We start from the raw sequence: 26,728 nt of genomic DNA, 5'->3' as shown, positions 1-26,728 counted from the left end.
CAAAGCAGCGCAATATATCGTTCATTCCAATTTTCTTTAAAAATCTATCAGCGGATACAGTCAAAAAAACATGATATTCTAAACAAGTGCAATTCCCAACATAGCAAAAGCCGGGGATGGTCATCCGGCTCTTGCTAACTGTAAAGATTAATATTTTACATTTTTGTTTATTGAGCCGTATATCCACCGTCTATGACCAGCTCGCTGCCGGTCATAAAGCCAGACTCTTCAGACGCCAAAAAGGCGATGCCGTTGGCAATATCTTCCGGCTGCCCAATATGGCCCATCGGGTGGAGGCTGTCGAGCTGACTGCGGAATTCCTCGGCGCTGATGTTCTTGCGCTCGGCCAGCTCGTCCACCAAAGGCGTATCAATAAAGCCGGGATGTACCGAGTTGATTCGGATATTGTCCTCGGCATACATCAAGGCATCGTTTTTCGTCATGAGACGAACCGCGCCCTTCGAAGCATGGTACGGAGGCAAATCCTTATTGCCGATAATGCCATAGATAGAAGATAGATTGATGATACTACCGCTCCCATTTTCTTTCATGTAGGGAATAACGTACTTGGTGCATAAAAACACCCCATCTACGTTAATCTTCATCACCTGTTCCCATTCCTCTTTGGTCACCTGATCGGTGGGCTTATCCACGCCGCTGATGCCGGCATTGTTTACCAGCCCATCGATAGCGCCAAAGGTTTCTTCTACCTCTGCGAATACCTCTTTGATCTGGCCTTCATCGGTAACATCCAGGTTCCAGTAGCGGGCGCTGCCCCCGGTCTCGTTGATTTCCTCCGCCAGTGCTTCGCCGGCCGAATCCTGAATGTCGGTAATGGCTACATTTGCTCCTTCTTTTGCTAATTTGCGGCAGGCGGCTCCGCCAATTCCCGATGCTCCACCGGTTACAATAATCGCTTTATCTTTGAGTCCATTCATAATATTCACCTTAATAGTTACTGTTGAAAATTTACTGTTATTGGCTCTCTGCTTATTGGAGTGCCAATTTTCTCACGGTTGCACAAACAAGTTATGAGTGCTGCCGTTACTTTCTTAAAAATAAGTATGACTCCTTAAATTGAGCTTAAATTGAGAAAGTAATTTCCAATTTTATTCATTCTATTTACTCATCATAATGAGAATATAATATGGCCTAATTTAATTTCTTGCGTGATTGAATTTGGACACTTTCAGTAACCCGTGGATCATGACAGGAGCGCCCATAGTATCTTCAATTGATAGTCCGTCCGCATACGGGATGATATGTTACAATGAGCCTCTTATCGGTTAGCATTGGATTTTAGGATAGTTGCATAGGCCGGCTGGCCACTTGTGGGATAACGTTTTTCGGCAAATTTGACTAAGTTCCGATCGAAAAAATCTTTGCAGGTCGAGGTGCAGAAGGTGAACATTTTTCCGTTTACGCTGCTGCGTGGCGCCTCCTCAGGTTCGCTAACTTCTCTGCCTGTGACTGCGCATTCTTTTGTTTCGTTTTTCATAATGTACTCCGTGTTTTTGGGTAGAAGTTAGAAGATGGCAGCCCCGACCTATTAAAGGAATGATCAGGGAGTAATCATATGGCCGGACCGTCTATCATGGTTGATATTTGTTCGAATGCTTTTTCATTCATTACTATCGTTTGTCTATCAACGGGAGTTTTGTTGGTTTTGAACGCTGATGGTTAAATGTGTTACATGTTCAATGTAGTATGTTCATTAGCCATGGATTTCTCCGTTACAGGTTAATATTGAGTTCCATAAAATTCACCTTTTAGCGATTTAATTATCTTTCCGGCTCATCTTCTAACACTTCATACTCTGCCTCAGGAATGGCTGCGATATCGGGATCTATATTGTGTCGCTGATCCCTTTTGTCATACGGTGTCCGGTTATGACCGCCACCACCGCAACCCATGCCGCCCCCGTGCGTTCCACGCCCGCGATGCATAAAGAACATGAAGGCAGTGATCAAAATGAACCAAAGTAGTGTTGACATGGCTGAATCCGTTTCAATTTAATTTGTGTAATCAGGTTATTTAAATGGATTATTGGGTTTCAAGCTTCAACTTTTTGTACCGGCGCCATTTTGTAAAATAGAGCCAGAGAGCCGGCACAATCACCAGCAGGCTGATGATCTGCGAGGTGGAGATCAACCCATCCAAATAAACCCCACGGGGGTCGTTTCTGAAGATCTCCACAAAGGAGCGTACCAGTGCATACAGCATGATGAACGCCAGAAACAACTCTCCCTTGAAGCGCTGATGCTTTTTCCACCATATCAAAATGCCAAACACCATCAGGAGTATCAGTGTGGAATAGATTTGGGTGGGGTGCAGTGGGATACCCGTTGGGGCCATCGACATTGAATCGGTAAAGGTGACCGACCAGGGCAGATTAGTCGGTTTACCATAACTGTCTCCCGAAAAGAAGCAGCCTAACCGGCCAAAGGCGATGCCCAGCGCCAGGCCAGGCGCCGCCATATCGCTGATTTGCCATAAGTCCAGATTATGTTTGCGAACATACCAAATCCCGGCTCCAAGTCCGAACAGGAAGCCTCCGTAGAAGGTAAAGCCCCCGTTCCAGAGCATCAGTATTTTCATTGGATTTTCCAAGTACCACTGCAGGCTGCCGTCAAACAGGATGGAGAACAACCGCGCACCGATAATGGCCCAAAGAACAATGGCCACCGACAGGTCCATAATTTTCTGCGGATCAATCTGGTTCTTTTTGGCCTGTTGGTAGAGCCACCAAATACCAATGAGAATACCGCCTGTGTGAAACAGGCTGACTGTGTGTATGGTAATGGGTCCGAGTTCAAAAAGTACAGGTAACATAGTATCTAATTTTTAGGTTTCGTAGTCAGCACTCCACTTCGGCGTAGGCATGTTCACCATGCTTGCACCATACGCACGAGCAGTCTTCGTGCATACACTGTTTGTCTTCCAGTCGTGTTTTAAAGGCTCGCTTGGCCACCGGTAGTATGACCTTCTTGTACCAGCTTGGGTTATACTGGCTACGTAGTATGGGAATGATATCGTCCTTATCTATTAGCCGGTCCAGCATGATTGTATAGCCAAGGTCTTCCAACCGGGTAAACAACCAGCGGTTGGCCAGGGAGGTTTCCATCTTCGGGATGATATGTTCTTTGCACAAATCCGGGTAAGAAAGATCTTCTATGATACTTTGGGCTGCCAGGTATCCCGAATGCATGGCATAACGCATGCCGAAGCCGAATAACAAATCCTGGAAGCCTGCACTTTCGCCCACGTAGTAGATCCGGTGATCTTTCATGAGCGGACGATCCAGGAAGAAATTCACATACCCGCCGAATCCCTGGGAGTCGAGGATATCGATATCTACGTATTTCTGCATGCGTTCGAGGGCCGCATCAAAATATTCAAATGAATCTTTAAATTTCTCAAACAAACAGGTGGCGAAGGTAGCCCTTCCCTCATTGACCAACAGGTAGGCGTAGCCCTGCGGGGCAATCTCATCATCCAGGAAAGCCGCGTAATAGTTTTCATGAGTGGTTTTGAACACCATACCCCGGGCCACTGCGTCTGCCGCTTTGGGCCCTGTACTGATGATCACTTTACCGGACGGGGCGTGGGTCATGCGCCGCCCCCACTCAAACTGCACGCCCGTCTGTAGCGCCTGCCGTTTGAGTCCCTGGTCCAGGCTCCATTCGCTGGTGCCTCGTTCCACCAGGTAGAAGAGCGGGCGGGACATATTAAAATTGTACTTTTCCCCGGAGGGATTAAAGAAGTCGCCGTCGGCGTACGGTTCAAGGCGGAAATTCGTTTCAAGATCGACGGTCTCCAGAAATTCGTGAGCGTCTTCTTCGGTCGACCAGTTTTCGATGCCCTGGTAATCACCGTTGAATCGATGTCCCACATCCCGGTTCATCTCGTAAACGGTTACGGGATATCCGGCTTTTGCCAGGGTGATGGCGGCCACCAGCCCGGCGGGACCGGCGCCGATGACGTGTATATGTTCATTACTCATGGCAGCGCTTTTTTTATTTAAGGTTTAAATGCGCCCGGCCGGTTCAGGGCCGGACGCATGAGAATGTTAGGGATGGTGTATGAGTAAATTAGTATTTAATGGCAGCACCCCTGGGTAGGGCCGCCGTTTATATATTTGTTCGGATCCTCCAGAAACGTATCCTGGCAAGAAGGACAGCAGAAATAGAGCGTCTTGCCTTTATACTCCATGTTGGGAGCCGTGGCAAGGTCGTCGATCTGCATACCACTTACCGGACAGGTTTCATGATGGGCCATAATCGCCTCCTATCGTTTAAAGTTAGTGTTAAGTATGGTTGCATAAGCCGGCTGGCCGGTTGCCGGATAACGCACTTCGGCAAACTTGACCAGGTCGCGGTCAAAAATTTCTTTGCAGGTAGAGCAGCAGAATACAAACGAGACCTCGTTAACTTTACTGTGCTGAGCGTGGGCAGGGTCGCTTACTTCTCTGCCCGTGACAGCACATTCTTCGCTTCTATGTTTCATAGCAGGATGTATTTTTTTGGATGATATATCCGCCGGATAGCACTATTCTCCATCCGGCGGATGGTTCAAACGAATTGTTTGTTCAGTGATGGTGGTGCCCGTGATGGCCATAGTTGCCTCCGGCATATTCAGCCGGATTTTCATCAAATGACTCTTTGCAGTTTTCACAGCAGAAGTAATAAGTAGTACCTTTATACTCACTGCTGGGTGCGGTTGAGATGTCTTCGATTTCGTGGCCCATTACGGGGCAGGTGATTGTGTTGCTCATGGTATCCTCCATGTTAGGTTGCGGTTAAAAATGGACGCCCGGCCCGGGGTTGCGGAGTAATCGTGCAGAGAGGCCAGTGCGCCCATTAGGGGTTGAGATTTTTTCGAATGATTTTTCATATCTGTTTTGCACGTTTGTTGGAAAGTATTTCATTATTCTACGATCAATTTGCCGCGAAGCATTCCCATTGCGCATTGAAATTCGTATTCGCCAGGGTTCTCCGGGGTAAACTCAACCGGGATTGTTTTATGTGGAGTTAGCGTAGCCTGTTTAGCAAAATCAGGAAATATAACCTGTTCTGAACAGGCGGCTGTTTCTTCGCGCAGGAAATTAAGTCTAACCGGCTTTCCGGCTTCAACGACTATAATATTTGGGCTGTAGCCTCCTTTTACTTTAATCAACGCTTCCTGAATACCGCTTGCACCGCTTTTAATGTGTGTACCTTCCGATCCGGAAAGCCAGAAATACCACACAACAAGCGCAATCAACAGAGTGCCTCCAATTAGTACAATTAGTTCATCGGGTGTCATAACAATCTCCTTTCAGTGGTTTAACTTTTAGTTGTAAATTTGGGTTGGAATTTACGCAGCCGGTTGGCATTGGTAACTACCGTTACAGAGCTGAAAGCCATCGCTGCTGCTGCGATTAATGGTGAGAGCAAGAGACCGAAAAACGGGTAAAATACTCCTGCGGCAATTGGAAGGCCGGCTGTATTGTAAGCAAAGGCTCCAAACAGGTTCTGCCGGATGTTTTTCATGGTTGCCTTCGACAGCTGGATGGCAAGGACCACGCCTTTCAGGCTGCCCTTGATCAGGGTGATATCGGAAGCTTCGATCGCCACGTCAGTGCCGGTTCCAATAGCCAGACCAATATCAGCTTGCGCCAGTGCAGGGGCATCGTTAATGCCGTCGCCCACCATGGCTACACGCTTGCCTTCGTTTTGCAGTTTCTGAACGTTCATAGCCTTGTCTTCGGGCAGTACCTCGGCCATCACGCGATCCACGCCTACCTGCCGGGCAATGGCATCGGCCGTGCGTCGGTTGTCGCCGGTAATCATGACGACCTCCAGTCCCATCTTCTTGAGCTGGGCGATGGCCGCTTTGGAATCCGGTTTAACGGTATCAGCCACGGCCACTATTCCTGCTGCCTGGCCTTCAACGGCCACAAACATCGGGGTTTTACCGTCGTCGGCCAAGGCAATACTTTCATCTTGCAGGCTGCCGGTATCGATGTTATTGTCAAGCATCATCTTGATATTACCGAGCAGCACTCTGTGGCCGTCCACTTCGGCTTCAACACCGTGGCCGGGTACGGCGTTAAAGTTTTGGGGATCAAAAAGTGTAAGCTCTTGTTCTTCGGCTCCCAGGATGATGGCTTCTCCCAGTGGGTGTTCCGAAGCTCGTTCTACACTGGCGCTCCATGTTAGTACCTCCTCTTCTTTGAAATCATTTACGGTAACCACGTCGGTAAGCGATGGCTGTCCCTCAGTGATTGTTCCCGTCTTGTCAAGAACGATAGTATCAAGTTTTTGAGCGGTTTCCAGGGCTTCACCACTGCGGATCAAAATACCGTTTTCTGCTCCTTTGCCTACTCCAACCATAAGTGAGATGGGAGTCGCCAAGCCAAGGGCACATGGGCAGGCTATGATTAGAACCGTTACGGCTACCACCAGCGCGTAAATTAGTGCTGGAGCCGGACCGACAATATACCAGATCATAAAAGCAGCAATTGCCAGGATAATAACCGCAGGAACAAAATACCCAGAGACCTTGTCGACCACTCGCTGAATAGGTGGTTTGGAGCTTTGGGCTTCCTCGACCATCTGAACAATCTGTGCCAGGGCGGTGTCTTTACCTACCTTTGTTGCTTTGAATTTAAAAGAACCGGTCTTATTGATTGTAGCGCCGATCACTTCATCACCTTTATGCTTTTCAACCGGAATGGATTCTCCGGTGATCATCGATTCATCAACGGCTGATGAGCCATCGACAATCTCGCCGTCAACCGGGATCTTTTCTCCGGGACGTACCACTATAATATCGTCCAGCACCACTTCCTCAACAGGTATATCTTGTTCTTTTCCGTTGCGTACAACACGAGCCGTTTTTGCCTGTAGCCCCATTAGTTTTTTAATTGCTTCTGAACTGCGTCCTTTTGCTTTAATTTCTAAAGCCAGCCCTAAGTTTACTAAGGCTACAACCACAGCTGTTACATCATAAAAGACTTCTGCCAATGCTTCAGTGGGAAAAATTTCCGGAAACAATACAGCCACTGTAGAATAGAGCCAGGCTGCCGTGATGCCCACCGCGATCAGGGTATGCATATTGGCCGAACGGTTTTTAAACGCGGCCCAGGCGCCAGTGTAAAAATGTGATCCGGCCCAGAACATGACTGGTAGTGTTACCACGCCCATAGAAAACCAGATCCAGTATAACAGGTCGGTACCTCTCTGGAATTGTTCAGGCAATCCCAGAAAATCAGGATAACTAAAAACCATTACGGGAATAGATATTACAGCTGAAAAAATGAATTTGCGCATCAAGGAATTATATTCTCTTTTACGTGCACGTTCATTCTCATCAACCGGATCATGATCTCCTTTTTCATTCGAATTAGGTGTTTGTTTCCTGGAATCATCACCTTCCTGGAAATTTTCAGAAACTTGGTATCCGAGTCGTTCAATAATTTGTTTTACTAAGGGATAATCAACTTTTGATGGAAGATATTTTACCAAGGCTGATTCTGTTCCGAGATCGATACTTGCTTGAAGTACTCCTGCTGTCCCTTCCAGTTCTTTCTCGATTTGGGTGACACATGAGTTGCAATGCATCCCGGAAATATGAAGTCTCAGTTTGGCATATCCGGTTTTATAACCAGCCTTTTTTATCGTATCGATAATTCTTGTCAATGACATCTCGGCTCGATTAAACTCTACATAGGCGTTTTCGGTTGCACCATTTACAACCGCTTTATTTATCCCTTGCAATTTTTTGAGTTCTTTTTCAATAGTTTCTGCACAGGAAGCACAATGCATATCAATGATGGGCAATTGAATTTTTTCCATACCACTTGATGTTATTTGATAGGTCGCTGAAGAATCCTGTTGACTTGAAATGTACTTCTCTGGATTCTTATCAAACTCTGATTTGCAATTTTGGGAGCAGAAGAAAAAATGTTCGCCCTCATAGGTACTTTGATAGGGAGAGGAATTGTCAACTTCCATTCCGCAAACGATGTCTTTAGCCATGACTTGCTCCGTTTAAAGTTATAATGAATGTTATTCATCAGGTATAATTTCAAGTTTCTACCTAATGATAATGCAACATTCCTTAAAGCAAGCTTAAATCAGGTTGACAATTCTCAAAATAGTTTAACATCAAGTGATTTTTTTGGTTAAGAGCCTAATCCTAAATCACATGAGGTTTTCGAATTAGGGAAAAAAGTGTAGTGAAAAAGTATAAAGTTCCACCTAACATAAGGGCTGAAGTAAATCCCCATTCAATACCGATGATCATAGCTAACACAGCTCCGGCGACCGAAGCCAAACCATTAGAACCCCACATTGCAGCGGTAAATTCTTCCAGACCGTGCTGTTTCATGAGTCTAAGTGCCAGGGGGAAAGGAAACCCCATGGCAATCCCGAACAGGCCGGTTAACAGTCCGGCCCGAAATGGACCAGCAACAGTCGATGCCATCAGCTCGTCAAGCAAATAGGTATAGGCCAGGCTGAATATGAAGACTGCCAAGGTGCTGATGACTAAAGCGGCTGAAAGATTTTTGATGATCCGGGCGCTGATCAAACTACCGATACCTACTCCCAGCAACAACGAAAAGAGCAGCATCGAAGTGGCTGAGACCGGGTTGCTAAGGTACAGGCTAAGTTTTTGAAATAGAGAGACCTCCAACATCATAAAACCAGCCCCAAGCAACACAAATACCAAGAGGAACCTTTTCAATTCAGAGTGTCGGGCAAAGGGTCTAATAAAACTCGTCCGTACCTTTGCCGGTTGTTTCTTTACCGACAGTGGAAATATTAAAACAACGATCCCCAGCACTATTAAACCGTAAAACTGAGGAAAGGGGGCGGGGAGATTTTTATCGAAGTTATAGAAGAAAGGACTGTCATCATAAACCGGAGATATATTCAATGGAAAATTTTTGGCAACTTCTTCCATAGTCATTGTGCCTTCGGAAACAGTGTACATGGTTTCATCAAACATACTCCAGGTTATGGTAGAAGATGAATCATCTGGCACAGGTAATACATAGGAAGCTTGTTCCTGAAATGGAACAAAATATTCTCCTTGATCATAACCTAACTCATGCAATGCCGCATGCCTGGTTTGCATATCTTTTCCTTCAAATGGCTTCTTTTTAACAACCAGTGCCGGCATATTATGCTTCGAAACAACATAAAGGTAGTTCATGGCCTGTTGATTGGATATCCCCTGTTGTTCAAAAGCGGTTAATGCTAAAGAAAGCAGTTTATAAAGTTCCGCATTCCCATGGGTAACAAATATAATGCGCCCTTCGGGCGTCAGCCTGTCTAGGTAATCGCCGAAGGCTTCCACTGTAAATAAATAGTTTTCGGTAAGAGCATATCCGCTGATACTTCGGCTGCTTTTAGTGACCGGCAAGGCTAGCATGATAAGGTCGTATTGTTCAACTGAGTTGCGAATAAAGTTACGCCCTTCTTCAACGATCACTTTCAGATTAGGCAGCCGCGTATATAATCCTCCATTAAAATCTTCGTAATCTTTAACTATTTGAACAAGATCGGGATTGACTTCAACGGCCGTTATAGATTTCACCCCTCCGAATAACGCAACTAATACATCGCGCCCGCCACCGGGCCCAATTATAAGAGCGCTGTCTTTTTCACTGTCCTTTAAAAAATAAAACGGGAAAAACTGACCAAAATTGGAGGTCAGGTCGCTTCTAAGTGTTGAATCCTTCAGTAGGGCCTGGAAACTAAACATAGAAGTACCGGCTGCTCCGTCAATATAAATCATTTTTTTATGGGGTTGTTGGTTGCTTTCAACGAGGGTAGTTTGTCCAAAAGCGCTCCAACGTGTTTCTACAATACGTCCATCATTGGAATCTTCGTACAATAGGCGATTAATATCTTTGTGCTGATCAGTCTTAATAGGCAGGATTTCCTTTGGTACCAGCCATATACCTCCCGCAACAAAGAAAATTGCCACCATGGAAAGGATAATAGTTGATATCCTTGCTGGAACCGTAACGGTCAGAAGTAAACCGGCAAGTAGCGCTATCCCTGTAACAATAAACGCTACTGCCGGTGCCGGCACAATATTGAGTAGAGGTACAGCGAAAAGAGCCGCCATTGCTCCACCGAGGATATCAAAGCCGTAAAGCAGTGAACTTCGCTCCGGGGCTTGCTGGAAAAAGGAGGCAATGGTCATTCCGAAAAAAAGGAAAGGAACAATGGGCAGAAACAGCAGGCCCCAGGTAACTACAGCTGCCCATGAAGCAGAAGTAACCTGCGTAAAATAAAGGATGAGCGCCGTAGTAAAACCGAGAATCAGAGCTGTGATTATAGCCATCAAATAGGTATCCGATGAAGGCCAAATTCTTCTCACCTTTTGTAGCAGAAGGCCACCCATGCCTAATCCCAGCATAGCCAGAGAGAGTATAGCAAACACGTAGTGGTAGCTCAGGATAACGGAAAAGATGCGGGACAGTACGATCTCGTACAAAATCATACTAAAGGAGACGAGCGCCAGAGAAATCAGGATAAGTACCTGTTTGCCTCGTTTAGAGGAATACTTTGTCATCGCTGATTTATCAGGCATGATGTCGATTCGTTTTGAATTTCCTTCATCTTTTTGATACGTCTCAACAGATTGGGAGCCGGATTGAATACCCGGCCCCCTCGAATGCTGTTAGTTATGTATCACGCGGCGGTGGTTCCCCATCGCTTATAGAAAAAATTATAGATTGGAACATAGACCAACCCGAAATAAGCGCCCCAGGCAAAACTCTCAACTAACCCCAGAAAAAAGCTGCCGGTGGAAATCCATTCAAAGGCGGGTAATACAATTTCAAGGAACTGGTGCATATGAATACTCTCGGGCGTAACAAGCCCGTAAATAACGCATAAGATGAAACTGAACGATGTAAACGTTCCTGCCGCCCAGCTTACGATTTTGATATTAAGCATAATAAAGCCTCTTTTTGTTTAGTTAATAATGCTGTTTGTCTTTATGAGATTAAAAACATTAGAATAATTTTCCTTCAAGTGTAATTTTCATATTTCGATTTTGAACTGATCCAGATCACCAATGAACCCAAAATACCTGCTACAGTAGATGTAAACAGTATGCTCAGTTTGGCCACAAATTTAAGCTCTTCATTTTGAAATGCGAGGTCGGTCACAAAAAATGACATCGTGAACCCGATACCTGCCAACAAAGCCACCCCACAAATTTGTCCCCAGGTAATATTCTCTCCAAGCTCGGCTATTTTCAATTTTAACAATATCCAGGCTGCTCCTGTGATACCAATAAATTTTCCGGCAATCAGCCCGAAAGCAATTCCAAGGCTTATGTCCTGGCTCAGGATATTGGGAATATCTCCGTGAATGTGAATTCCTGCATTTACCAGAGCGAATATCGGCAAAATAAAAAAGCCGACTACAGGGGATAATCCATGCTCAATCTTTTGTAAGGGAGTTGTGGCATCATTGGTTTTACTTTTTATTTCTTCCAAAATTTCCAACTGCCGTTCTGATACAAAACTTCCTTGTATCGGCTGGGCATCCAGAAAACGTTGATGAAGTTTATTTAAATCCTTTAGATACTGTTTTTCACTGATTTTAACCCTGCCCGGTATAGCAAATGCGATAAGTATTCCCGCTACCGTAGGGTGAACACCAGAAAAGAAAAAAGCCAACCAAACTCCGGCAATGCCTAAGAGAGCATAAAACCAGGTATTTCTGACGCCCAAATAGTTGCCCCCCAATAGTACAAGGAAGAACAGAAAGCCATGAAACAAATCCATACCTGAAATTCCAGAGCTATAGAATACTGCTATTACTAATACGGCCCCTAAGTCATCCACAATTGCAAGAGCAACTAAAAAAACCTTTAACGCAATTGGTACCCGGTTTCCAAAAAGCGAAAGGATACCTAACGCAAATGCAATATCGGTAGCCATGGGTATACCCCAACCACTCTGACTGACAGTCCCATAATTAAATAACATGTAGAACAAAGCAGGTACCAGCATTCCACCTATGGCTGCTCCTATAGGGAGAATAGCCTTTCGGGGATCAGAGAGCTTCCCTCCAAGGAGTTCGCGCTTTAACTCCAGTCCCACAAAGAGGAAGAACACGGCCATCAGTCCATCATTGACCCAATGAACCAAGGACTCTGATAAAACAAACTCATTTATTTGGAGGGTAATCTCTGTTTGTATGAATCTTGTATAGTATTCATTAAAGGGTGAATTTGCCCATATCATTGCGATAATCACTGCTAATAATATTGCAATTCCCACCCCGGCCTGACTTCTGCTCTTCAGGGATTCAAAAAATATTACCAGCGGATTTCGTTTTAACAGTTCCATCTTCAAACCAGTTCTGGTTAATGATGCCGGTGTTTCTGATTCTCGTCTTCAGGATGGTTGTGACCTTCGTGCGAACCGGAGTCGTGTTTGTGTCCGTGACCTCCGTTCTGTTTGCCGTGTCCACCATGTCCGCCATGTCCGCCATGCCCGTGGCCGAACAGGTGCATAGCAACAAACAAAATGGTAATTATTATAAGAAACCAGTTTTCAGCTATCCATTCCATAATATTTATCTTACAGGTTGTTTGTTGTTACCCCGTATGTTCATACGGGGTGTTGGTTTACATTTTTTTGTTGTATCGAACTGTTTTTCAAATTCCAGCAAATCTTTTTTCAACTCTTCAAAATCTTCCCGATTTATCTCACCCCGGGCATAACATCGACAAAAATATTCCAGGTTTTCTTTAACCGGCTCGGCTCGGTTACGTCTCCGCAACAAGGTTGTTATGAAGACAACTGCTGCAAAAATTACCACAAGGAGCCAAACATAAAGGGGTATGTTCCAGATGTCTTCAAACCACATAAGTACCTCCTTTGGGGTTTAACAAACATTAGTTTTTGTTCTATAGAAAAGTGTATCAGTCCTTTTCTATAGATATATTAACATATGGAGGCTTAAAACAAGCTTAAATATGGAGAAGAATTTTGGCTAATTAATTTTTTATCAATTCTAGTTCAGTACATAAGAGTAGCCTGAGAAGGGCTAACTACTCAAAAGATTTTATCATGTGTATCGGAACGGTGAAGACTATAATCGTAAAAACCAAATACGGTAGATGGATATTCACAGAGTACAAACCAGCACCAAGGAATGAACCAATGGTCAGACCCAAGCTACTGTAAGAAGCTAGCAACCCCATGCATTTACCTATATTATTATTAGTACTTATTTTGCTGGTTAAAGATGCAAGTGTTGGTGTGACTAGAGCTATGCCTAAAGCCATATAGGAAACCAATAAAATTATCATCGTGAATGTATCTACAAGCATCAAAAGAAAAAGAGAGAGCCCAACAAAAAGAAAGCCTATTAAAAGTATTCTTTTTTCGCCCCACCGATCTAAGAGAGGGCCGGTAAGACCAATCTGACTTAGGCTCATACCAAGTCCGCAGGCCATAAATATGTATCCCATTTCCAGTACGCTGTATCCTAATGTCTGTTGTGCATGAAGGGCAAAAGTACTTTCAAACATGGAAAGGGCTCCCTGTATTACCAACGCATAAAGTAAAAAGGGAATCATTTTTGCTTTTGTTAGGGCCCAATCCGCTATTTTTGTTTCTTTATGGACTTCATATCTCATAGTCATTCGTTTATTGGGAAGCCATAGAAGTACGGTTGCAAAAGCAAATATGGCCATGAAACCGGCGATCATGAATGCCACCGTATAGGGATTAGCCGTCAACAGCTTCCATGACCATTCGCTGAACCAGTCAATTCCCAAAAAGAAAGAACTCAACACCGGCCCAAAAATAACACCAAGACTTGCCGCCCCACCTGTCCAGGCAAGTGCTTTGCCCCGATAGTTCGAATCGCTCAGATCCGTGACCCAAGAGTTGACCGTTGGAAGTACGGAAGCTGAAAATATACCGCCCACAATCCGGAGTATATATAAAAACATCAGGTCAATCGTCCATCCGAATAAGATCAATGAAAGAGCATATCCCATCATTCCCGCCGCCAAAACAGGGCGGCGGCCGATACGATCAGACAAACGTCCCCAAAGCGGGGCCGTTAAAAACTGCATCAACGGAAAAATTCCGGTCATTAATCCCACATGAAGAGCCGGTGAAAAATTCAGGAACCCATTAGATTTAGCCGATTGTTCCACCAGGAAGGGAAGTATGGGTAGCGTGAGGCCGTAGCCGATCATCACAAGGAACAGGCACACAAGCAGAATACCGATCTCTTTTTTCTTCATCCAACCGGAGTTTATTTTACTATAGTTATTTCTGACAATTATATAACCGTCATCCTTAAGAGAAGCTTAAAAGGGCTAAAATAGTATCAATAAGTAAGAAATATTTTTTAATGGCTTGTTTTATACTTCTGTTTTAAATGAGTTATCTGACGATTAAAAAAAATGCAGACGATTTAAGGTTTATTTAAGGCTTCTTCGTCTATTTTTTAGTGGTTATGCTAATGTGTATTCACCTAAAATGTGGAGAATATTTATGAATAACGGCAGGTATATAATATATATAAAAAACATGGTCTGCCCTCAGTGCATACTTGTAGTGAGGCAATCGCTGGTACAATTGGGGTGCACCGTACATGATGTTGAATTGGGACACGCAGTAATCAATAAGCCATCTGATACTATTATTCAACAAATAAAAGAACAGCTGAAAAAATATGGTTTTGATCTGCTGATCTCTGAAAAAGCTCAGATGGTTGAAAAAGTAAAGACATTACTCATTCGGTTACTTTACTTTAATACAACCATAAAATGGATTGATTCTTATTCTGAATACCTGGAGTTATTCATGCAGGTTGAATACGACAAACTGGACAAGCAATTTTTATCCGAAAGCGGGTGCTCCATCCAAAGATATTTCGACACCCTGCGGTTTGAGCGGGCTAAAGAATTGATTTCTTACAAAAACCTTTCTCTTCGATGCATCGCTGAACAATTGGGATATGGTAGTTATGAAGAATTATCTCTTGATTTTGAACAACGACTAAAAATGGATATCAAAAGCTACAACGATTCGGATAGCAACTACAGGCAGTCTCTTGATAAAATCATCTAAGCTTAATATGAATTTATTTTACTTCCATTTTTCAGCTGTTGCCATAGCTGTATTAAATTCTAAGGTTTGGGATAATAAGAACTTTGTTGGATCATTTTGAACTGGGGAAATATGCGACTTGTTCAATGGCTGTGATAAGTTCAAAGATTTGATTTCTGGTCTTTATAGTTGCCAAGCGGGTTTTAGCTACATTTGTAAAGAGACGCGTTACTTAGAACTGGATTGTTATTTGTGAATTTGTGAAGTATAACAACCTTAAACCTTTTGGTTTGGCGACGAGCCATAGAGTAAGTTATCAATACCATTCTCCCACGCACTCTGCTTGAGCAATTTTGTGATTGTTACATAAGCCGGTTTTTTAAAATAAGCACCATTAATTTCAAGTAAAGGCAAGGGTAACGGTGATCCTATTATTGACGATAATTTTTCGAACTTTGGTTTATCAAATCTTAAGTCAACATATTTAAATGAGATATTATTTTCCGTCAGAGCATTAGCTAGTTTACGAAGATAGCTGCACCAGCCTTCACAATAAATTGTAAGTGTTGGGCTCTTTTTAGTTTGTTTTTTCTTGATCATATCGTTCGTCTTTATCAGGTTGAAATTTTTTTGAAATACATTATATCATTTAGGATGGTTATTTTGAGTAGTTGAAGTTCCTTTAATAAACTGTTTCCACTTACCTTTTATAGGTAAGAAGGCCGGAACGCTCTGCTTGTATTCAAGATATTCTTCCCCGAATTCTTCGATTACTTTCTGCTCTTCCCTGCGGGCCAGCAGCACATAAGCGATAACGATAACCGGAAACAGACCTACAGAGAATAGGGTGGGCCAGTGAATGACCCCCTCTCCAAAAAGCGCGATAAACAGCCCCGTGTATTGCGGATGCCGTACAAAACTATATAAACCGTCCGTTGCAAGTTTGTTTTCCTGTTTGGCATGATAAAGCTGCCTCCAGCCCTGAATAAAGATGCCAAACCCGATAAAAAGAAGGGCGTATCCCAGCAACATCGAAATCATCATGCCGGTCGGTCCAATACCTAATAAGGTAGACCATAGATTAGCATCTAAATTGCCACTATCCAGGCCCAAAAACCTTACCATAAGATAAATAGTAAGCGGAAAACCGTACATCTCTGCATACAGTGCGATGATGAAACCCTGAATCAGCCCGGCACCCACCCATTCCCGCCAGGTTTTTGGAGCCATATATTTATACAAAAGCCAGGAGGCGATTACAATAACAAATAATGCAATGATCCAGGCACCGGAGTGTTCAATTCCTCTTTCCATCTTACAATTCCTCTTATTCTGATGTTATGTTGATTGATTAAATAAACCGTTGTCTGATACCCAGGGAACGGTTGGTTTTTTTAATTGATTTTGCAGGATCAGATTCTATGCCGGTTAGTGCTCGAATGGCATCGATTGTTTCGGGAATTACAATTGCTTGATTGTCCACCAAATAGGCGTAGTACAGCTCGTCCCCTTCTACTTTGAGCATATCTTTCCAGATGGCTACTTCGTACATATCGCCGTGCGGACGGCCCAGATCCAGCATTAATTCCTTTACCGCATTGTTGGCCGAAAGATCATCACTCATGTTGATAAAGGCGGTTCTTGTTGAACTTCCAAATGCCTCCAGAACTTCATCTTTGGATGCTTCTTTGGTCAATTGAACCGTCCAGTAGTGCAGGTGGCTCAGAGTTTGGGGTACTTTAACGGCTGCGGTTACCACATCCAGATTCGGGTCTACACTTTGGGCATCCGGTCCTTGATGGCTGGGTATTTCAGGTTCGGGGACCAAGGTATTCATGATTCCATTCTTATGACTCTCCCACGGGTCGGTGGCCCTTCGCAGGAGGGTACCCCGCGCTTTGTTGAGCAAACCGGCCCGTTTTAAGGCACTCAGCGTTCGCACAATTGAAGTGGTATTGCAGGACACCACCCGAGTTGCGTCTCTTCCTATTGCCAAGGTGTAGTTGTTTTCTGCGCTGAACGAATGCCCGGTGGTCTCGTGTTTTTCCCCACCCTGCACGATAAATTTCACTCCTGCCTGTCTGTATTTTTCAGCATTTTGGGCCCCGAATTTTTTTGGGGCGCAATCAACTACTACATCAGCGGCATCCAGTAGATCATTAAGATCTCCTGCAACTTCGATTTTCTGGTTTACCATTGCCCTGTGGCCTTCTTCAGTGTTTGCAAATACGGCATATTTTTGGGCGGCTGTCTTTATTCTCCAGTCAGCAGCTACATCACCGATGCCGACCAACTCCATATCTTTTTGCAGAGCTACTGCCTCTGCCACTCGTTTACCGATGACTCCATATCCATTAACGGCTACATTTATCTTTTTCATAGTATTATTCTTTTTAGGCTATTTACTCTGTTTTAATACCTGTTTACGCTCTTCAAACTCCTCCCGTTCTATCTCGCCCCGAGCGAATCGTTTTTTTAGAATATCCAGTGCATCTTCTTCTGGCTCTATTCGGGATCGGTAGGGAATGACATCGAATACCACCAGCAAGATAATGGCGGTAATAATAAGCCACCAGATCCAGTGCATGCCTATAAAATGATGATCGTAAAACATGATACCACCAATATATTTGTTAACAATTAAAGTAGACTGCACAATCACTAATTAAATGCAGCACGTTACTGCAAGCAAGATACGGAAGGAGGCTTAAATCAAGCTTAAATTAAGAACAGATTTAGAATGCTATGCAGGGTTATTTTAATTGCAATTATTTTAATTGAATAATGTCAAAAGCTCTTCCAATTCAGTACCCACGTGGTGTTGTTTTACCACCTTTTCAAAGGGCGTCATGCTCAGAGAATTATTTACAATTCCGGCTATTACATTTTTACTTAAATATCTTCTTCATCCATTCCCATATGCATTTTTCCTTCCTTGTCCGTATGGGATATCATAAAAAGACGTTCGGCTATAATGATGAGCGTTATTCCAATCAGCGCTACAATCAGAACGAAGGGGTCATCCAGGTACTTGAGATAAATAAATGCAGCAAGTATGACGGCGTCCATTACTAAGGCAATTAAAGGAATAGCAGGATTAAAGCTAATTTCTTTTCTGAGATGTCGCAGCAGCCCCCAGTGTATGGCCATATCCATGATCAGATAAAAAATAGCCCCAATGGAAGCAATTCGAGTCAGATTAAATAAGACCGTTAAAAGCATTGCCAGGACTACAGTAAAAATAAGTGCAGGATTTCGGAAATTTCCAATCTTTAGTATGGGCACTTGTTTCATACTGCTAAGCATCCCCAATAATCTTGAAGATGAAAAAATGCTGGCTATTACACCGGATACGGTAGCTACCATAGCGAGTAAAATGGTTAGCCATGTGCCCCATTTACCAAAAACAGGTCGCGCTGCCTCAGCCAGTACGTAATCTTTGGCGGCTATGATTTCAGGGATGCTCAATCCTGCCGATACAGACAGTGCTAAAAAGAAATAGATCAAAGTGCATATCAAGATTGAAATAATTATAGACCGCCCCATATTTCTATGCGGTTCTTGAATATCATCCCCCTGATTGGTGATCGTCGTAAATCCTTTATAAGCAAGAATCGAGAGAGCCAGCGCTGCAATAAAACTCAAACCTGCAGGCAATGACTGACTTTTTTCTGATACAAAATTACCGGTAATATCCGGAAATCCTGCTATGGCTATTCCCGTAATAGCAAGCAGTGCGATGCCCAACACTTTAATAATAGCTGTTACGGTTGCAGTTGCTCCAATAATCTTGTTGCCCAATACATTGATAATAAAGGCCAGTGCCAAAAGTCCTACACCCAAGGCGGAAGCATAGCCAGCATATTCTTCCGGAAATAACCTGAGGGTATATGCTCCAAAAGTTCCGGCAACTAAACTTTGGGCAACAACCATGGATGCATACATTAGTAATGAAAGGGTACCCGCAGCCGTACCCGGCTGATAAGCTTTAGTTAAAAATTTTACAACCCCGCCGGATGAGGGATACGCATTAGAAAATTTGACGTACGAATAAGAACTAAACCCGACAACGATGGCACCTGCCAAAAAAGCTATAGGAAATAAATCGCCAACTAACTCAGCAATTTGCCCCATAAGTACAAAAATCCCGGCCCCTATCATTACTCCTGTGCCTAATGACACAGAACCTGTTAAAGACAGCTTTTGATTATCCATGACCAATTTTTCCCATTGGGGAGTAAAAATTTAACAAAATAAAGATTAATAAGGATACTGCAATAATAAATAAGGTTATACTGCTATCAAGCCCAAACAAGGGCACTATAAAAAGAAGCAAAAGCGGTATGCCACATCCTTTGATCATCCAAAGAGCATGTTTGCTCATTTTCTTAATTATTATAATCAGTTGTCGGATAATGATTGTTCGAGTCTGTTAAACTCTTCTTTCGATATCTCACCGTATTCAAACCGTCTCCGGTGAATCTCGATGGCTGAATTGCTTATTTCAAGCCGGTGCTTTCCCCGCAGGGACAGATACCAGATCAAAAGAAAACCCCGGCATCTTGTTAAATACCAGGGCAAGCGATCAAGGTCTTACGTCGACTTTTTAATTATGATGTTGTTGATGGTTACTTCCTTCCATACCGTCCTTATTCTCCATCTTGCCTTGTCCATTCATCATGCCATCCTTATCCATCATGCCGCCTTGCATCATTTGCATGCACATCATATGCATCTTCATCATGGATGAATCGCCCATTTGTTCCATCATCTTGGAATGGTCCATCTGTTCTCCATCCATCATCGACTGCATCATTTTCATATGCTTTTGCATACGCTGTTTCATCTCAGGATTATTTTTCATCATATCCTGCATGTTGCCCATATTCATATTACCGTCCATGTTTTGCATCATGCTCTGCATCATTTTTTGACGCATTTCAGGATTTTTAGCCATTTGCTCCATCATCATGGATTGCATGGTGGAATCCTGCATCATCTCCATCATTTGTTGTTTCTTTTGGTTCATATCTTCTTGCGTTTGCTGAGCTATACTCATGCCGGCAAAAAGAAGAATCATTGAAAGTGTAAGTGTTAAGCGTTTCATAATAGGTACCTGTTTTTGTGTTTGAATTAATATTCTTTAAAGGTGGTCTATAACTCTTTCCAGATTTGTTTTGACTTGGTCTGCGATGGGCTGCAACGCCTCATTGGAAACGGCCTGCATGGAAGCCACCGGATTGACGGCTGAGACTTCTACCGTGCCATCTTCGTGTTCTTCCACGATGACATTACAGGGCAGCATCACGCCAATTTTGTCCTCCGCCTGCAGTGCCTTATGAGCAAAGTTTGGGTTGCAAGCACCCAATATTTTGTACTTTTTGAAATCTACGTCCAGTTTCTTTTTCAGCGTTTCCCTGACGTCAATTTCAGTTAAAACCCCAAAACCTTCATCTTTGAGCAGTTCTGTTACTTTTGCAATAGCCTGATCGTAAGAGAGATCTACCGTTTTTGAAGTAAAATATTCCATTTTCTTTTTAGTCTATTTAATGATTAATCGGTTATGTGTTCTACTATAACATAAGGCTGTTACCCTTAAAACAACCTTAAAGTGAGTTTTACCTAAATCAGGTCAGCATAAGTTTCCAGCAGGATGTTGGTTTCAAATAAGAACATCCGATCCTCTTGTTCCATCTTTTATTCGAACAGCTTCTTCAATAGTAGATATAAAAATTATTCCATCTCCTTCTGATCCCGTGGAAGCTCTCTTTTGGATGATATCTGCTACTTTTTCCGCATCTTCATCATGTGTTGCAATTTCAATTTTTACAACTTCAGCATGCATTGCGGGAAAATCCAATGAACCATGTTCTTTGGTGGGGTCAATATACTTGCCTGTACCCTCACCATGATACACAGTCATACAGCATACACCGTGATGTCGTAATTCTTTGCTAATTTCTTCGAGTAAGATGGGTCTGATTAAAACTTTTAAGAGCTTCATGGCATCACCTGTTAAGATGTATTAAAGGTCACTTCAATCAGATAATAATAACCCTTGCTTAAATTAAGCTTAAATGACCGATAAAGAGCATGGGCTAACAAAAAATATAGACAACTTAGTCCGGGGTAGTCTCACTTGGGAGGGGGCATGGTGTTTGTTGTTTTTTGCAGGTTCCATGTGTCTGAGTTAATTATGACACACTTAATTGAACAGTCTCCGATAAATCATGAAATCCCTTCAGACAAACCCGTTTTAAATTCTTCCAGTAATGAAACGCAGTACTCCAAGTCCCATCCTTTCTCCATAGCCCAGGATTTTGCGATCCGTGATTCTTTCGCCTCTACCGTATTATTTTCTAACACTTCAAAAATTCTGGCCTCTAAATCCTCCGATTCATCCAGATAAGCTTTCGCTTTTCTGCCGAGGATTCTGGCCGAAAACATTCGATGATCAAATTCCTCCTGTTCAGAGATCAAATCGTAATGCTCCATCATGTTGGCATCAAATTCGAGATCGTTATAGTATTCAATGACCCTAAGTATGTCATAAGGATCGTTCCCCCGATCTTCAGGGCGGTCACTCCAGGCAACAAGTTTTAATAAAATCATTCCCGGAATTGGTGGAACGTTTACCACCCGATCTTCAATCTCATATTCCCGGCTGTCTTTCATCACTTCCTTAAAGCCTAACACATGCAGGTCTGTATATCGCTCATTAAAACCAACCGTATAGTTCTCCTCAATTTCACCGAAGGGTAACAGGTCAACAACTACATCATAGTCTGGATGTACCAGTGTCCACGGAGCTTCTACTTTATTAAATCCTGCTTTTTCCAAATCATTGACTACCTCTTCAAACTGATCTAATGAAGAGATCATAATTGCAAAATCAATGTCTTTGGTACCCCTTGCCGGCTTTATGCCTTTTTTAAGCAATTCCAGTGCAATTGCGCTTACTCCAATCAGGTAGTAAGGGATTTCTCTGTTTTTCAGCACATCATCAATGAGCTCAAAGACTTCTCTGAAAAATGGAATAGCAAGGTCTTTATAATTCTGGCTTGATTCGCTCATTGTATATCATTTCTGCTGTTTCTATACATCTTTTGTCTTGGGTATTCATTAGATCTGCGTAAACAAGTATATCCGGTGCAGTTTTTTGCTCTTCATCCTGTTTCCAGAATTTCTCATAGACCTGAACAGGGCCTTCTTTATCCGGCATCAGTCCATAGTGCATCATGAGGTTCTTTTTGGTTTCGCTCGTGTAGATCGTCAATGTTTCCGGGCGCAGGTAATTGGTTAAGACATCTCCTGCCGGTTCTCCTCCCCAAACTGTGTCAGGCGTGTGTAATTTTAGTTCTCTCCAGTCTTTATTTGGGGGTTTCAGGGTAAACCGTCCTTTTTCAAGAGTTGGCTGCAAAACGTTTTTATACTCCTCAACCCATTTATGCAGCAACTCTTCATTGTTATTCAGAGCATATTTTTTCTTGTTGATCTTGTATAAGAATCCGGTTTCTTGCAGTCCCTTTAAAACCTTTGGAATATTTCCCAGCGCTACTCCCGTTCGTTTAGCGATCTCCCGCTGCGTGTGATGAATGAGCTCTTTATCCCGTAAAAGTTCAAACAGCACTTTTAAGCCTGTTGGAGTAAAAGCCCGGTTCCCTGTGGTATCGGGTGTGTGAAGTTTTTTGTCCCGGTCAAGAAACAGAAGCACATGATCTGTATGTACAAACAGATTTCCATTGGCCTCAAGATAATTTATCCGATGCTCCTTTAGCTTATCCTTTAATGCAGGAAATAAACGGTAAGCAATCACCATCGGATTTTGATACCTGTCCGCCTGATCAATAATCTGTTCAATTTGATAGGTGCGGAATTCTTTTTTTACGATGGCATCAAAATGAATTCTTTGATGTTCATATATCAGAATAAGCTCACCATCAAGTTTCTTGTTTTTCTCATTAAAAGGATGCCATTCTCCTTTCAATAAAGCAGGCTCCAGGTGTTCTAAAGCGGTATGTATGATTTCTTTTTCTTCCATGTTCACGTATTTATATGGTTCACGTTACGTGAACACGCTTAATTTGTGAACAAAAAAGATGAATAGCAATAACAGAAGCTCTAAACTTTGTCTGCTGCAATATCATAAAACTGAGGTAGCACTTTGTCTTCCATTAGCACAAAACAGCTTTAAATGTCTGAAAAAGAGCATAGACTAACTAAAGGCATACACAATCTTGTCCAGGGTAATCTCACTTGGGAGGAATCCTGGGGGTTATTGAGTGAGGTTGTGGAGTCAAAGTAATGGATTGAATATTGGGAAATAGAAAGACTCTTATTGATGATTTCCAATGACGATAAATAGTATTGTCTTTATCCCCTCATTTTATTAGCCTAAGTGCCAACCAAATTATTTATTTATGACCGTACAAGATTACGTTGAAGAGCTAAATCGGAGATACAAATCCGGAATCTCTCGGGAACACAGTTATCGGGGTGATTTACAAAGCTTACTGGAGTCTCTTTTACCTGGCATACTTGTTACCAATGAGCCCAAACGCTCTGATGTTGGAGCTCCGGATTACATTCTCACCAAAGGAAAAATCCCTGTTGGCTATGTTGAAGCCAAAGATATTGATGACCCTGACCTAAGTGGAAAGAAAAAGAACAAAGAGCAGTTCAACCGCTACAAAGATGGACTTCCCAACCTCATCTTCACCGACTACCTGGACTTCCATTTATATCGAGATAGTGAATTTATCACTTCTATCCGTATTGCTGAAGTTAAGGATGGAAAGATTATTGGGAAGCCAGCAAAATATGCTCAATTTGAAGATCTGATTAAAGACTTTGGAACACATGTTGGACAAACTATCCGGAGTGCCAATAAGCTTTCTAAGATGATGGCCGGTAAAGCCCGGTTGCTAGCTAATGTTATTGAGAATGCGCTCAATGTTGATGAGAAAGAAATTGAAAAAGGTAATGTTCAGGCGAATAATACACTTAGAGAACAACTTTCAGCCTTTCAGAATATCCTTATACATGATATAGATGCTAAAGAATTTTCGGACATTTATGCCCAGACCATAGCTTATGGTATGTTTGCTGCACGATTGCATGATCCGTCTTTAGATACTTTTGATCGACGAGAAGCGGCTGAATTAATACCAAAAACTAACCCGTTTCTCAGAAGGCTTTTTGGCTATATCGCAGGCCCTGATATTGATGAGCGCATTGTTTGGATTGTTGATAGTCTTGCCGACGTATTCCGAGCCACAGACGTTGACGGATTGTTAAAGAACTTTGGGATAGCAACACATCAGCAAGATCCCATCATACACTTTTATGAAACCTTCTTGGCCGAATACGATCCTTCATTACGCAAAAGCCGGGGTGTTTGGTACACCCCTGAACCGGTAGTAAATTTTATTGTTCGTGCAGTTGATGATATTCTGAAAGATGAATTTGGGCTCAAAGACGGCTTAGCTGATACTTCAAAAACCACAGTAAAGGTAAACACCGATGTTCCAGATAAGCGTTCTTCTACGGGGTATAAGCAGGAAGAACGGGAAGTACATAAAGTTCAGATTTTAGATCCCGCCACCGGAACGGGTACCTTTCTAGCAGAAGTGATCAAACAAATTCATACTCGTTTTGAAGGACAGCAAGGCATTTGGAAACAATATGTAGAGGAACACCTTATACCACGTCTTAATGGATTTGAGATTCTGATGGCCAGCTATGCTATGGCGCATTTGAAACTGGATCTACTACTCCGTGAAACTGGTGTGGAACCAAGCGGGAGTCAGCGGTTCCGGGTGTATCTCACCAACTCGCTGGAAGAACACCATCCTGATACCGGAACCCTGTTTGCAAACTGGCTGAGCCAGGAGGCAAATGAGGCCAACCATGTAAAAAGAGATACGCCGGTGATGGTAGTGATGGGGAATCCGCCTTATTCAGTGAGTAGTTCCAACAAGTCCGAGTGGATTGAAGAATTGATGCAGGATTACAAAAAAGATTTGAATGAAAGAAACATAAATCCACTCTCTGATGACTACATAAAATTTATACGATATGGCCAACATTATATTCAAAAGAATGGAGAAGGAATACTTGCTTACATATCAAATAATAGTTTTATAGATGGAGTCATTCACCGTAGAATGAGAGAAATGCTACTGAATGACTTCGACCTTTTATATATAATTGACCTTCACGGGAACTCTAATAAAAGAGAAGTAGACAGCAAAGGAAATAGAGATCAAAATGTCTTTGATATTCAACAAGGTGTATCTATCAATATCTTAGTAAAGACCCATAAATCAACAGATAAAACATCGGTTAAGCACAGTGAAATTTTAGGAAGTAGAAATGAAAAATATAACTTTCTAAATGAAAATGGGATAGAAACAATTGATTGGAAGACACTTAAAGCTTCAGCACCTAATTACTTTTTCGTGCCAAAAGACTTTTCATTAAAGAAAATCTATGAAACCTATTTTTCACTGAATGACCTATTTCCTTTTAGTAACAGTGGAATAAAAACACATCGCGATGATTTTATAATAGATTCCAAAGAAGAAAATTTAGTTTCCAGAATAAAGGAATTTTATTCTGACTCATTAACAGATAAGGAAATTATATCAAGGTATAGCCTTAAAGAATCAAAAACATTTAATGTCAATGATGTTCGAAATTCAAACTCGTTCAAGCCATCAAAAATAAATAAAATCCTTTATCGTCCTTTTGATGATAGGTCTATTTATTATGATTCAGGATTAATTGATAGAGCACGAGAAGATGTAGTAAGTCATATTATTGAAAAAAAAAATCTGACTCTTATCACAGTTCGTCAGGCGGTGTCTCCTGGAGAATACATGCATTTTATGGTTTCCCAGTCAATGTCTGATAACAGAGTTTTTTACAGCAATAAAGGAATACCTCAAATCATCCCCCTCTACCTCTACCCCGAAGAATCCACCCAACAAACCCTCGACGGCCAAACCGAGCGCACGCCCAATTTAGACAAGAAAATCGTTCAGGAAATAGCGGAGAAGCTGGGGCTGAAGTTTGTGCCGGAGAAAGAAGATACTGAAGGCACGTTTGCCCCTATCGACCTGCTGGATTTCATTTATGCTGTTTTGCACTCCCCCAGCTACCGTGAGAAATACAAAGAATTCCTCAAGATCGACTTCCCGCGTGTGCCCTATCCCAAGGACACCGAACAATTCTGGAAACTGGTGGAACTGGGCGGCGAGCTGCGCCAAATTCACCTGTTGGAACATCCCGTGGTGGAAGATTTTATTACCACCTATCCTGAGTCGGGAGATAATGTGATTTCCAACCGTCTCACTAAAGCCGATCCTGGCTTTATTCCCGAGGATGACGATGAATCAATTGGCAAAGTATGGATCAACGAAAAGCAGTATTTCGGCAACGTACCTAAGAAAGCCTGGGAGTTCTACATCGGCGGCTACCAACCCGCCGAAAAATGGCTCAAAGACCGCCGAGACCGAGAGCTTTCCATCGAAGAAATACAACACTACCAAAAGATCATTGTGGCACTTATGGAGACGGATAGGATTATGCGGAAGATTGATGGGGTTTGGGGTTTAACAACTAAGGAGAAATAAT

28 protein-coding genes are annotated in these 26,728 nt (G+C 42.7%); 2 read left to right on the top strand and 26 right to left on the bottom strand.

Annotation, left to right across the window (positions count from 1 at the left end; genetic code table 11):
• Window positions 1-167: 167 nt before the first annotated feature.
• The 16 genes from U5J89_RS14645 to U5J89_RS14575 form a co-directional block, all read right to left on the bottom strand.
• On the bottom strand, window positions 168-938 hold the full coding sequence (locus tag U5J89_RS14645) for a glucose 1-dehydrogenase (protein WP_322576392.1): 771 nt from the start codon (window positions 936-938) through the stop codon (window positions 168-170).
• A gap of 341 nt (window positions 939-1,279) precedes the next feature.
• A complete protein-coding gene (locus U5J89_RS14640) occupies window positions 1,280-1,498 on the bottom strand; it encodes a hypothetical protein (protein WP_322576391.1) in 219 nt (72 codons plus the stop codon).
• A 283-nt stretch (window positions 1,499-1,781) separates the two neighbouring features.
• Window positions 1,782-1,994 carry a hypothetical protein gene (locus tag U5J89_RS14635; protein ID WP_322576390.1) on the bottom strand — a complete coding sequence of 71 codons (213 nt, stop codon included), beginning with the start codon at window positions 1,992-1,994 and terminating at the stop codon, window positions 1,782-1,784.
• A 49-nt stretch (window positions 1,995-2,043) separates the two neighbouring features.
• The gene (gene lgt, locus U5J89_RS14630; protein ID WP_322576389.1) at window positions 2,044-2,832 is read right to left on the bottom strand and encodes a prolipoprotein diacylglyceryl transferase; all 789 of its coding nucleotides are present in this window, start codon (window positions 2,830-2,832) and stop codon (window positions 2,044-2,046) included.
• Between the two features lie 25 nt (window positions 2,833-2,857).
• Window positions 2,858-4,003, bottom strand: coding sequence for an NAD(P)/FAD-dependent oxidoreductase (locus tag U5J89_RS14625; protein ID WP_322576388.1), 1,146 nt, complete (start codon window positions 4,001-4,003; stop codon window positions 2,858-2,860).
• Window positions 4,004-4,098: 95 nt separating this feature from the next.
• On the bottom strand, window positions 4,099-4,245 hold the full coding sequence (locus U5J89_RS16115) for a YHS domain-containing protein (protein WP_416208546.1): 147 nt from the start codon (window positions 4,243-4,245) through the stop codon (window positions 4,099-4,101).
• Between the two features lie 42 nt (window positions 4,246-4,287).
• The gene (locus U5J89_RS14620) at window positions 4,288-4,506 is read right to left on the bottom strand and encodes a hypothetical protein (protein ID WP_322576387.1); all 219 of its coding nucleotides are present in this window, start codon (window positions 4,504-4,506) and stop codon (window positions 4,288-4,290) included.
• Window positions 4,507-4,588: 82 nt separating this feature from the next.
• Window positions 4,589-4,774, bottom strand: coding sequence for a YHS domain-containing protein (locus U5J89_RS14615; RefSeq protein ID WP_322576386.1), 186 nt, complete (start codon window positions 4,772-4,774; stop codon window positions 4,589-4,591).
• A 152-nt stretch (window positions 4,775-4,926) separates the two neighbouring features.
• Window positions 4,927-5,304 (bottom strand): cupredoxin domain-containing protein, encoded by a 378-nt coding sequence (locus U5J89_RS14610; RefSeq protein ID WP_322576385.1) that lies wholly within the window; start codon window positions 5,302-5,304, stop codon window positions 4,927-4,929.
• Window positions 5,305-5,324: 20 nt separating this feature from the next.
• Window positions 5,325-8,021 (bottom strand): heavy metal translocating P-type ATPase, encoded by a 2,697-nt coding sequence (locus tag U5J89_RS14605; RefSeq protein ID WP_322576384.1) that lies wholly within the window; start codon window positions 8,019-8,021, stop codon window positions 5,325-5,327.
• 160 nt (window positions 8,022-8,181) lie between these two features.
• Window positions 8,182-10,590: a hypothetical protein gene (locus U5J89_RS14600; RefSeq protein WP_322576383.1), complete on the bottom strand. Its 2,409-nt coding sequence runs from the start codon at window positions 10,588-10,590 to the stop codon at window positions 8,182-8,184.
• Between the two features lie 101 nt (window positions 10,591-10,691).
• A complete protein-coding gene (locus U5J89_RS14595; protein ID WP_322576382.1) occupies window positions 10,692-10,958 on the bottom strand; it encodes a DUF5676 family membrane protein in 267 nt (88 codons plus the stop codon).
• A 74-nt stretch (window positions 10,959-11,032) separates the two neighbouring features.
• The gene (nhaA, locus tag U5J89_RS14590; protein WP_322576381.1) at window positions 11,033-12,364 is read right to left on the bottom strand and encodes a Na+/H+ antiporter NhaA; all 1,332 of its coding nucleotides are present in this window, start codon (window positions 12,362-12,364) and stop codon (window positions 11,033-11,035) included.
• Window positions 12,365-12,381: 17 nt separating this feature from the next.
• Entirely contained in the window at window positions 12,382-12,588 is a 207-nt protein-coding gene (locus U5J89_RS14585; RefSeq protein WP_322576380.1) for a DUF2933 domain-containing protein, read from the bottom strand.
• A 5-nt stretch (window positions 12,589-12,593) separates the two neighbouring features.
• Entirely contained in the window at window positions 12,594-12,887 is a 294-nt protein-coding gene (locus U5J89_RS14580) for an SHOCT domain-containing protein (protein ID WP_322576379.1), read from the bottom strand.
• Window positions 12,888-13,071: 184 nt separating this feature from the next.
• A complete protein-coding gene (locus U5J89_RS14575) occupies window positions 13,072-14,280 on the bottom strand; it encodes an MFS transporter (protein ID WP_322576378.1) in 1,209 nt (402 codons plus the stop codon).
• A gap of 337 nt (window positions 14,281-14,617) precedes the next feature.
• Between U5J89_RS14575 and U5J89_RS14570 the strand changes: the two genes are divergently transcribed.
• On the top strand, window positions 14,618-15,112 hold the full coding sequence (locus U5J89_RS14570; RefSeq protein ID WP_322576377.1) for an AraC family transcriptional regulator: 495 nt from the start codon (window positions 14,618-14,620) through the stop codon (window positions 15,110-15,112).
• Between the two features lie 255 nt (window positions 15,113-15,367).
• Here the strand turns inward: U5J89_RS14570 and U5J89_RS14565 are convergent, their stop codons facing one another.
• From U5J89_RS14565 to U5J89_RS14520, 10 genes are all read right to left on the bottom strand, one after another.
• The gene (locus U5J89_RS14565) at window positions 15,368-15,691 is read right to left on the bottom strand and encodes a hypothetical protein (protein ID WP_322576376.1); all 324 of its coding nucleotides are present in this window, start codon (window positions 15,689-15,691) and stop codon (window positions 15,368-15,370) included.
• A gap of 45 nt (window positions 15,692-15,736) precedes the next feature.
• The gene (locus U5J89_RS14560; RefSeq protein ID WP_322576375.1) at window positions 15,737-16,405 is read right to left on the bottom strand and encodes an isoprenylcysteine carboxylmethyltransferase family protein; all 669 of its coding nucleotides are present in this window, start codon (window positions 16,403-16,405) and stop codon (window positions 15,737-15,739) included.
• A gap of 37 nt (window positions 16,406-16,442) precedes the next feature.
• Complete coding sequence (locus U5J89_RS14555; protein ID WP_322576374.1) at window positions 16,443-17,471, bottom strand: type II glyceraldehyde-3-phosphate dehydrogenase; 1,029 nt, start codon at window positions 17,469-17,471, stop codon at window positions 16,443-16,445.
• 18 nt (window positions 17,472-17,489) lie between these two features.
• Complete coding sequence (locus U5J89_RS14550; RefSeq protein WP_322576373.1) at window positions 17,490-17,705, bottom strand: SHOCT domain-containing protein; 216 nt, start codon at window positions 17,703-17,705, stop codon at window positions 17,490-17,492.
• 278 nt (window positions 17,706-17,983) lie between these two features.
• Entirely contained in the window at window positions 17,984-19,306 is a 1,323-nt protein-coding gene (locus U5J89_RS14545; protein ID WP_322576372.1) for an APC family permease, read from the bottom strand.
• A gap of 391 nt (window positions 19,307-19,697) precedes the next feature.
• On the bottom strand, window positions 19,698-20,198 hold the full coding sequence (locus tag U5J89_RS14540) for a hypothetical protein (RefSeq protein WP_322576371.1): 501 nt from the start codon (window positions 20,196-20,198) through the stop codon (window positions 19,698-19,700).
• Window positions 20,199-20,234: 36 nt separating this feature from the next.
• Window positions 20,235-20,621 (bottom strand): DUF302 domain-containing protein, encoded by a 387-nt coding sequence (locus U5J89_RS14535; RefSeq protein WP_322576370.1) that lies wholly within the window; start codon window positions 20,619-20,621, stop codon window positions 20,235-20,237.
• A 132-nt stretch (window positions 20,622-20,753) separates the two neighbouring features.
• Window positions 20,754-21,095 carry a P-II family nitrogen regulator gene (locus U5J89_RS14530; protein ID WP_322576369.1) on the bottom strand — a complete coding sequence of 114 codons (342 nt, stop codon included), beginning with the start codon at window positions 21,093-21,095 and terminating at the stop codon, window positions 20,754-20,756.
• 224 nt (window positions 21,096-21,319) lie between these two features.
• On the bottom strand, window positions 21,320-22,165 hold the full coding sequence (locus U5J89_RS14525) for a nucleotidyl transferase AbiEii/AbiGii toxin family protein (protein WP_322576368.1): 846 nt from the start codon (window positions 22,163-22,165) through the stop codon (window positions 21,320-21,322).
• The gene (locus tag U5J89_RS14520; protein ID WP_322576367.1) at window positions 22,140-23,132 is read right to left on the bottom strand and encodes a type IV toxin-antitoxin system AbiEi family antitoxin; all 993 of its coding nucleotides are present in this window, start codon (window positions 23,130-23,132) and stop codon (window positions 22,140-22,142) included. Before U5J89_RS14520 ends, U5J89_RS14525 begins: the two co-directional genes overlap by 26 nt.
• Window positions 23,133-23,511: 379 nt before the next feature.
• Between U5J89_RS14520 and U5J89_RS14515 the strand changes: the two genes are divergently transcribed.
• Complete coding sequence (locus U5J89_RS14515; RefSeq protein WP_322576366.1) at window positions 23,512-26,727, top strand: type ISP restriction/modification enzyme; 3,216 nt, start codon at window positions 23,512-23,514, stop codon at window positions 26,725-26,727.
• The last annotated feature ends 1 nt before the right edge of the window (window position 26,728 follow it).

It is taken from the genome of Fodinibius sp., assembly GCF_034521915.1.
Lineage (GTDB): Bacteria > Bacteroidota > Rhodothermia > Balneolales > Balneolaceae > Fodinibius.
This window is presented reverse-complemented; position numbering and strand designations above follow the sequence as displayed.

Coding starts and splice junctions, on each gene's coding strand:
- U5J89_RS14645 (WP_322576392.1), bottom strand. CDS start 938: ATGAATGGACTCAAAGATAAAGCGATTATTGTAACCGGTGGAGCATCG.
- U5J89_RS14640 (WP_322576391.1), bottom strand. CDS start 1,498: ATGAAAAACGAAACAAAAGAATGCGCAGTCACAGGCAGAGAAGTTAGC.
- U5J89_RS14635 (WP_322576390.1), bottom strand. CDS start 1,994: ATGTCAACACTACTTTGGTTCATTTTGATCACTGCCTTCATGTTCTTT.
- lgt (WP_322576389.1), bottom strand. CDS start 2,832: ATGTTACCTGTACTTTTTGAACTCGGACCCATTACCATACACACAGTC.
- U5J89_RS14625 (WP_322576388.1), bottom strand. CDS start 4,003: ATGAGTAATGAACATATACACGTCATCGGCGCCGGTCCCGCCGGGCTG.
- U5J89_RS16115 (WP_416208546.1), bottom strand. CDS start 4,245: ATGCAGATCGACGACCTTGCCACGGCTCCCAACATGGAGTATAAAGGC.
- U5J89_RS14620 (WP_322576387.1), bottom strand. CDS start 4,506: ATGAAACATAGAAGCGAAGAATGTGCTGTCACGGGCAGAGAAGTAAGC.
- U5J89_RS14615 (WP_322576386.1), bottom strand. CDS start 4,774: ATGAGCAACACAATCACCTGCCCCGTAATGGGCCACGAAATCGAAGAC.
- U5J89_RS14610 (WP_322576385.1), bottom strand. CDS start 5,304: ATGACACCCGATGAACTAATTGTACTAATTGGAGGCACTCTGTTGATT.
- U5J89_RS14605 (WP_322576384.1), bottom strand. CDS start 8,021: ATGGCTAAAGACATCGTTTGCGGAATGGAAGTTGACAATTCCTCTCCC.
- U5J89_RS14600 (WP_322576383.1), bottom strand. CDS start 10,590: ATGCCTGATAAATCAGCGATGACAAAGTATTCCTCTAAACGAGGCAAA.
- U5J89_RS14595 (WP_322576382.1), bottom strand. CDS start 10,958: ATGCTTAATATCAAAATCGTAAGCTGGGCGGCAGGAACGTTTACATCG.
- nhaA (WP_322576381.1), bottom strand. CDS start 12,364: ATGGAACTGTTAAAACGAAATCCGCTGGTAATATTTTTTGAATCCCTG.
- U5J89_RS14585 (WP_322576380.1), bottom strand. CDS start 12,588: ATGGAATGGATAGCTGAAAACTGGTTTCTTATAATAATTACCATTTTG.
- U5J89_RS14580 (WP_322576379.1), bottom strand. CDS start 12,887: ATGTGGTTTGAAGACATCTGGAACATACCCCTTTATGTTTGGCTCCTT.
- U5J89_RS14575 (WP_322576378.1), bottom strand. CDS start 14,280: ATGAAGAAAAAAGAGATCGGTATTCTGCTTGTGTGCCTGTTCCTTGTG.
- U5J89_RS14565 (WP_322576376.1), bottom strand. CDS start 15,691: ATGATCAAGAAAAAACAAACTAAAAAGAGCCCAACACTTACAATTTAT.
- U5J89_RS14560 (WP_322576375.1), bottom strand. CDS start 16,405: ATGGAAAGAGGAATTGAACACTCCGGTGCCTGGATCATTGCATTATTT.
- U5J89_RS14555 (WP_322576374.1), bottom strand. CDS start 17,471: ATGAAAAAGATAAATGTAGCCGTTAATGGATATGGAGTCATCGGTAAA.
- U5J89_RS14550 (WP_322576373.1), bottom strand. CDS start 17,705: ATGTTTTACGATCATCATTTTATAGGCATGCACTGGATCTGGTGGCTT.
- U5J89_RS14545 (WP_322576372.1), bottom strand. CDS start 19,306: ATGGATAATCAAAAGCTGTCTTTAACAGGTTCTGTGTCATTAGGCACA.
- U5J89_RS14540 (WP_322576371.1), bottom strand. CDS start 20,198: ATGAAACGCTTAACACTTACACTTTCAATGATTCTTCTTTTTGCCGGC.
- U5J89_RS14535 (WP_322576370.1), bottom strand. CDS start 20,621: ATGGAATATTTTACTTCAAAAACGGTAGATCTCTCTTACGATCAGGCT.
- U5J89_RS14530 (WP_322576369.1), bottom strand. CDS start 21,095: ATGAAGCTCTTAAAAGTTTTAATCAGACCCATCTTACTCGAAGAAATT.
- U5J89_RS14525 (WP_322576368.1), bottom strand. CDS start 22,165: ATGAGCGAATCAAGCCAGAATTATAAAGACCTTGCTATTCCATTTTTC.
- U5J89_RS14520 (WP_322576367.1), bottom strand. CDS start 23,132: ATGGAAGAAAAAGAAATCATACATACCGCTTTAGAACACCTGGAGCCT.
- U5J89_RS14515 (WP_322576366.1), top strand. CDS start 23,512: ATGACCGTACAAGATTACGTTGAAGAGCTAAATCGGAGATACAAATCC.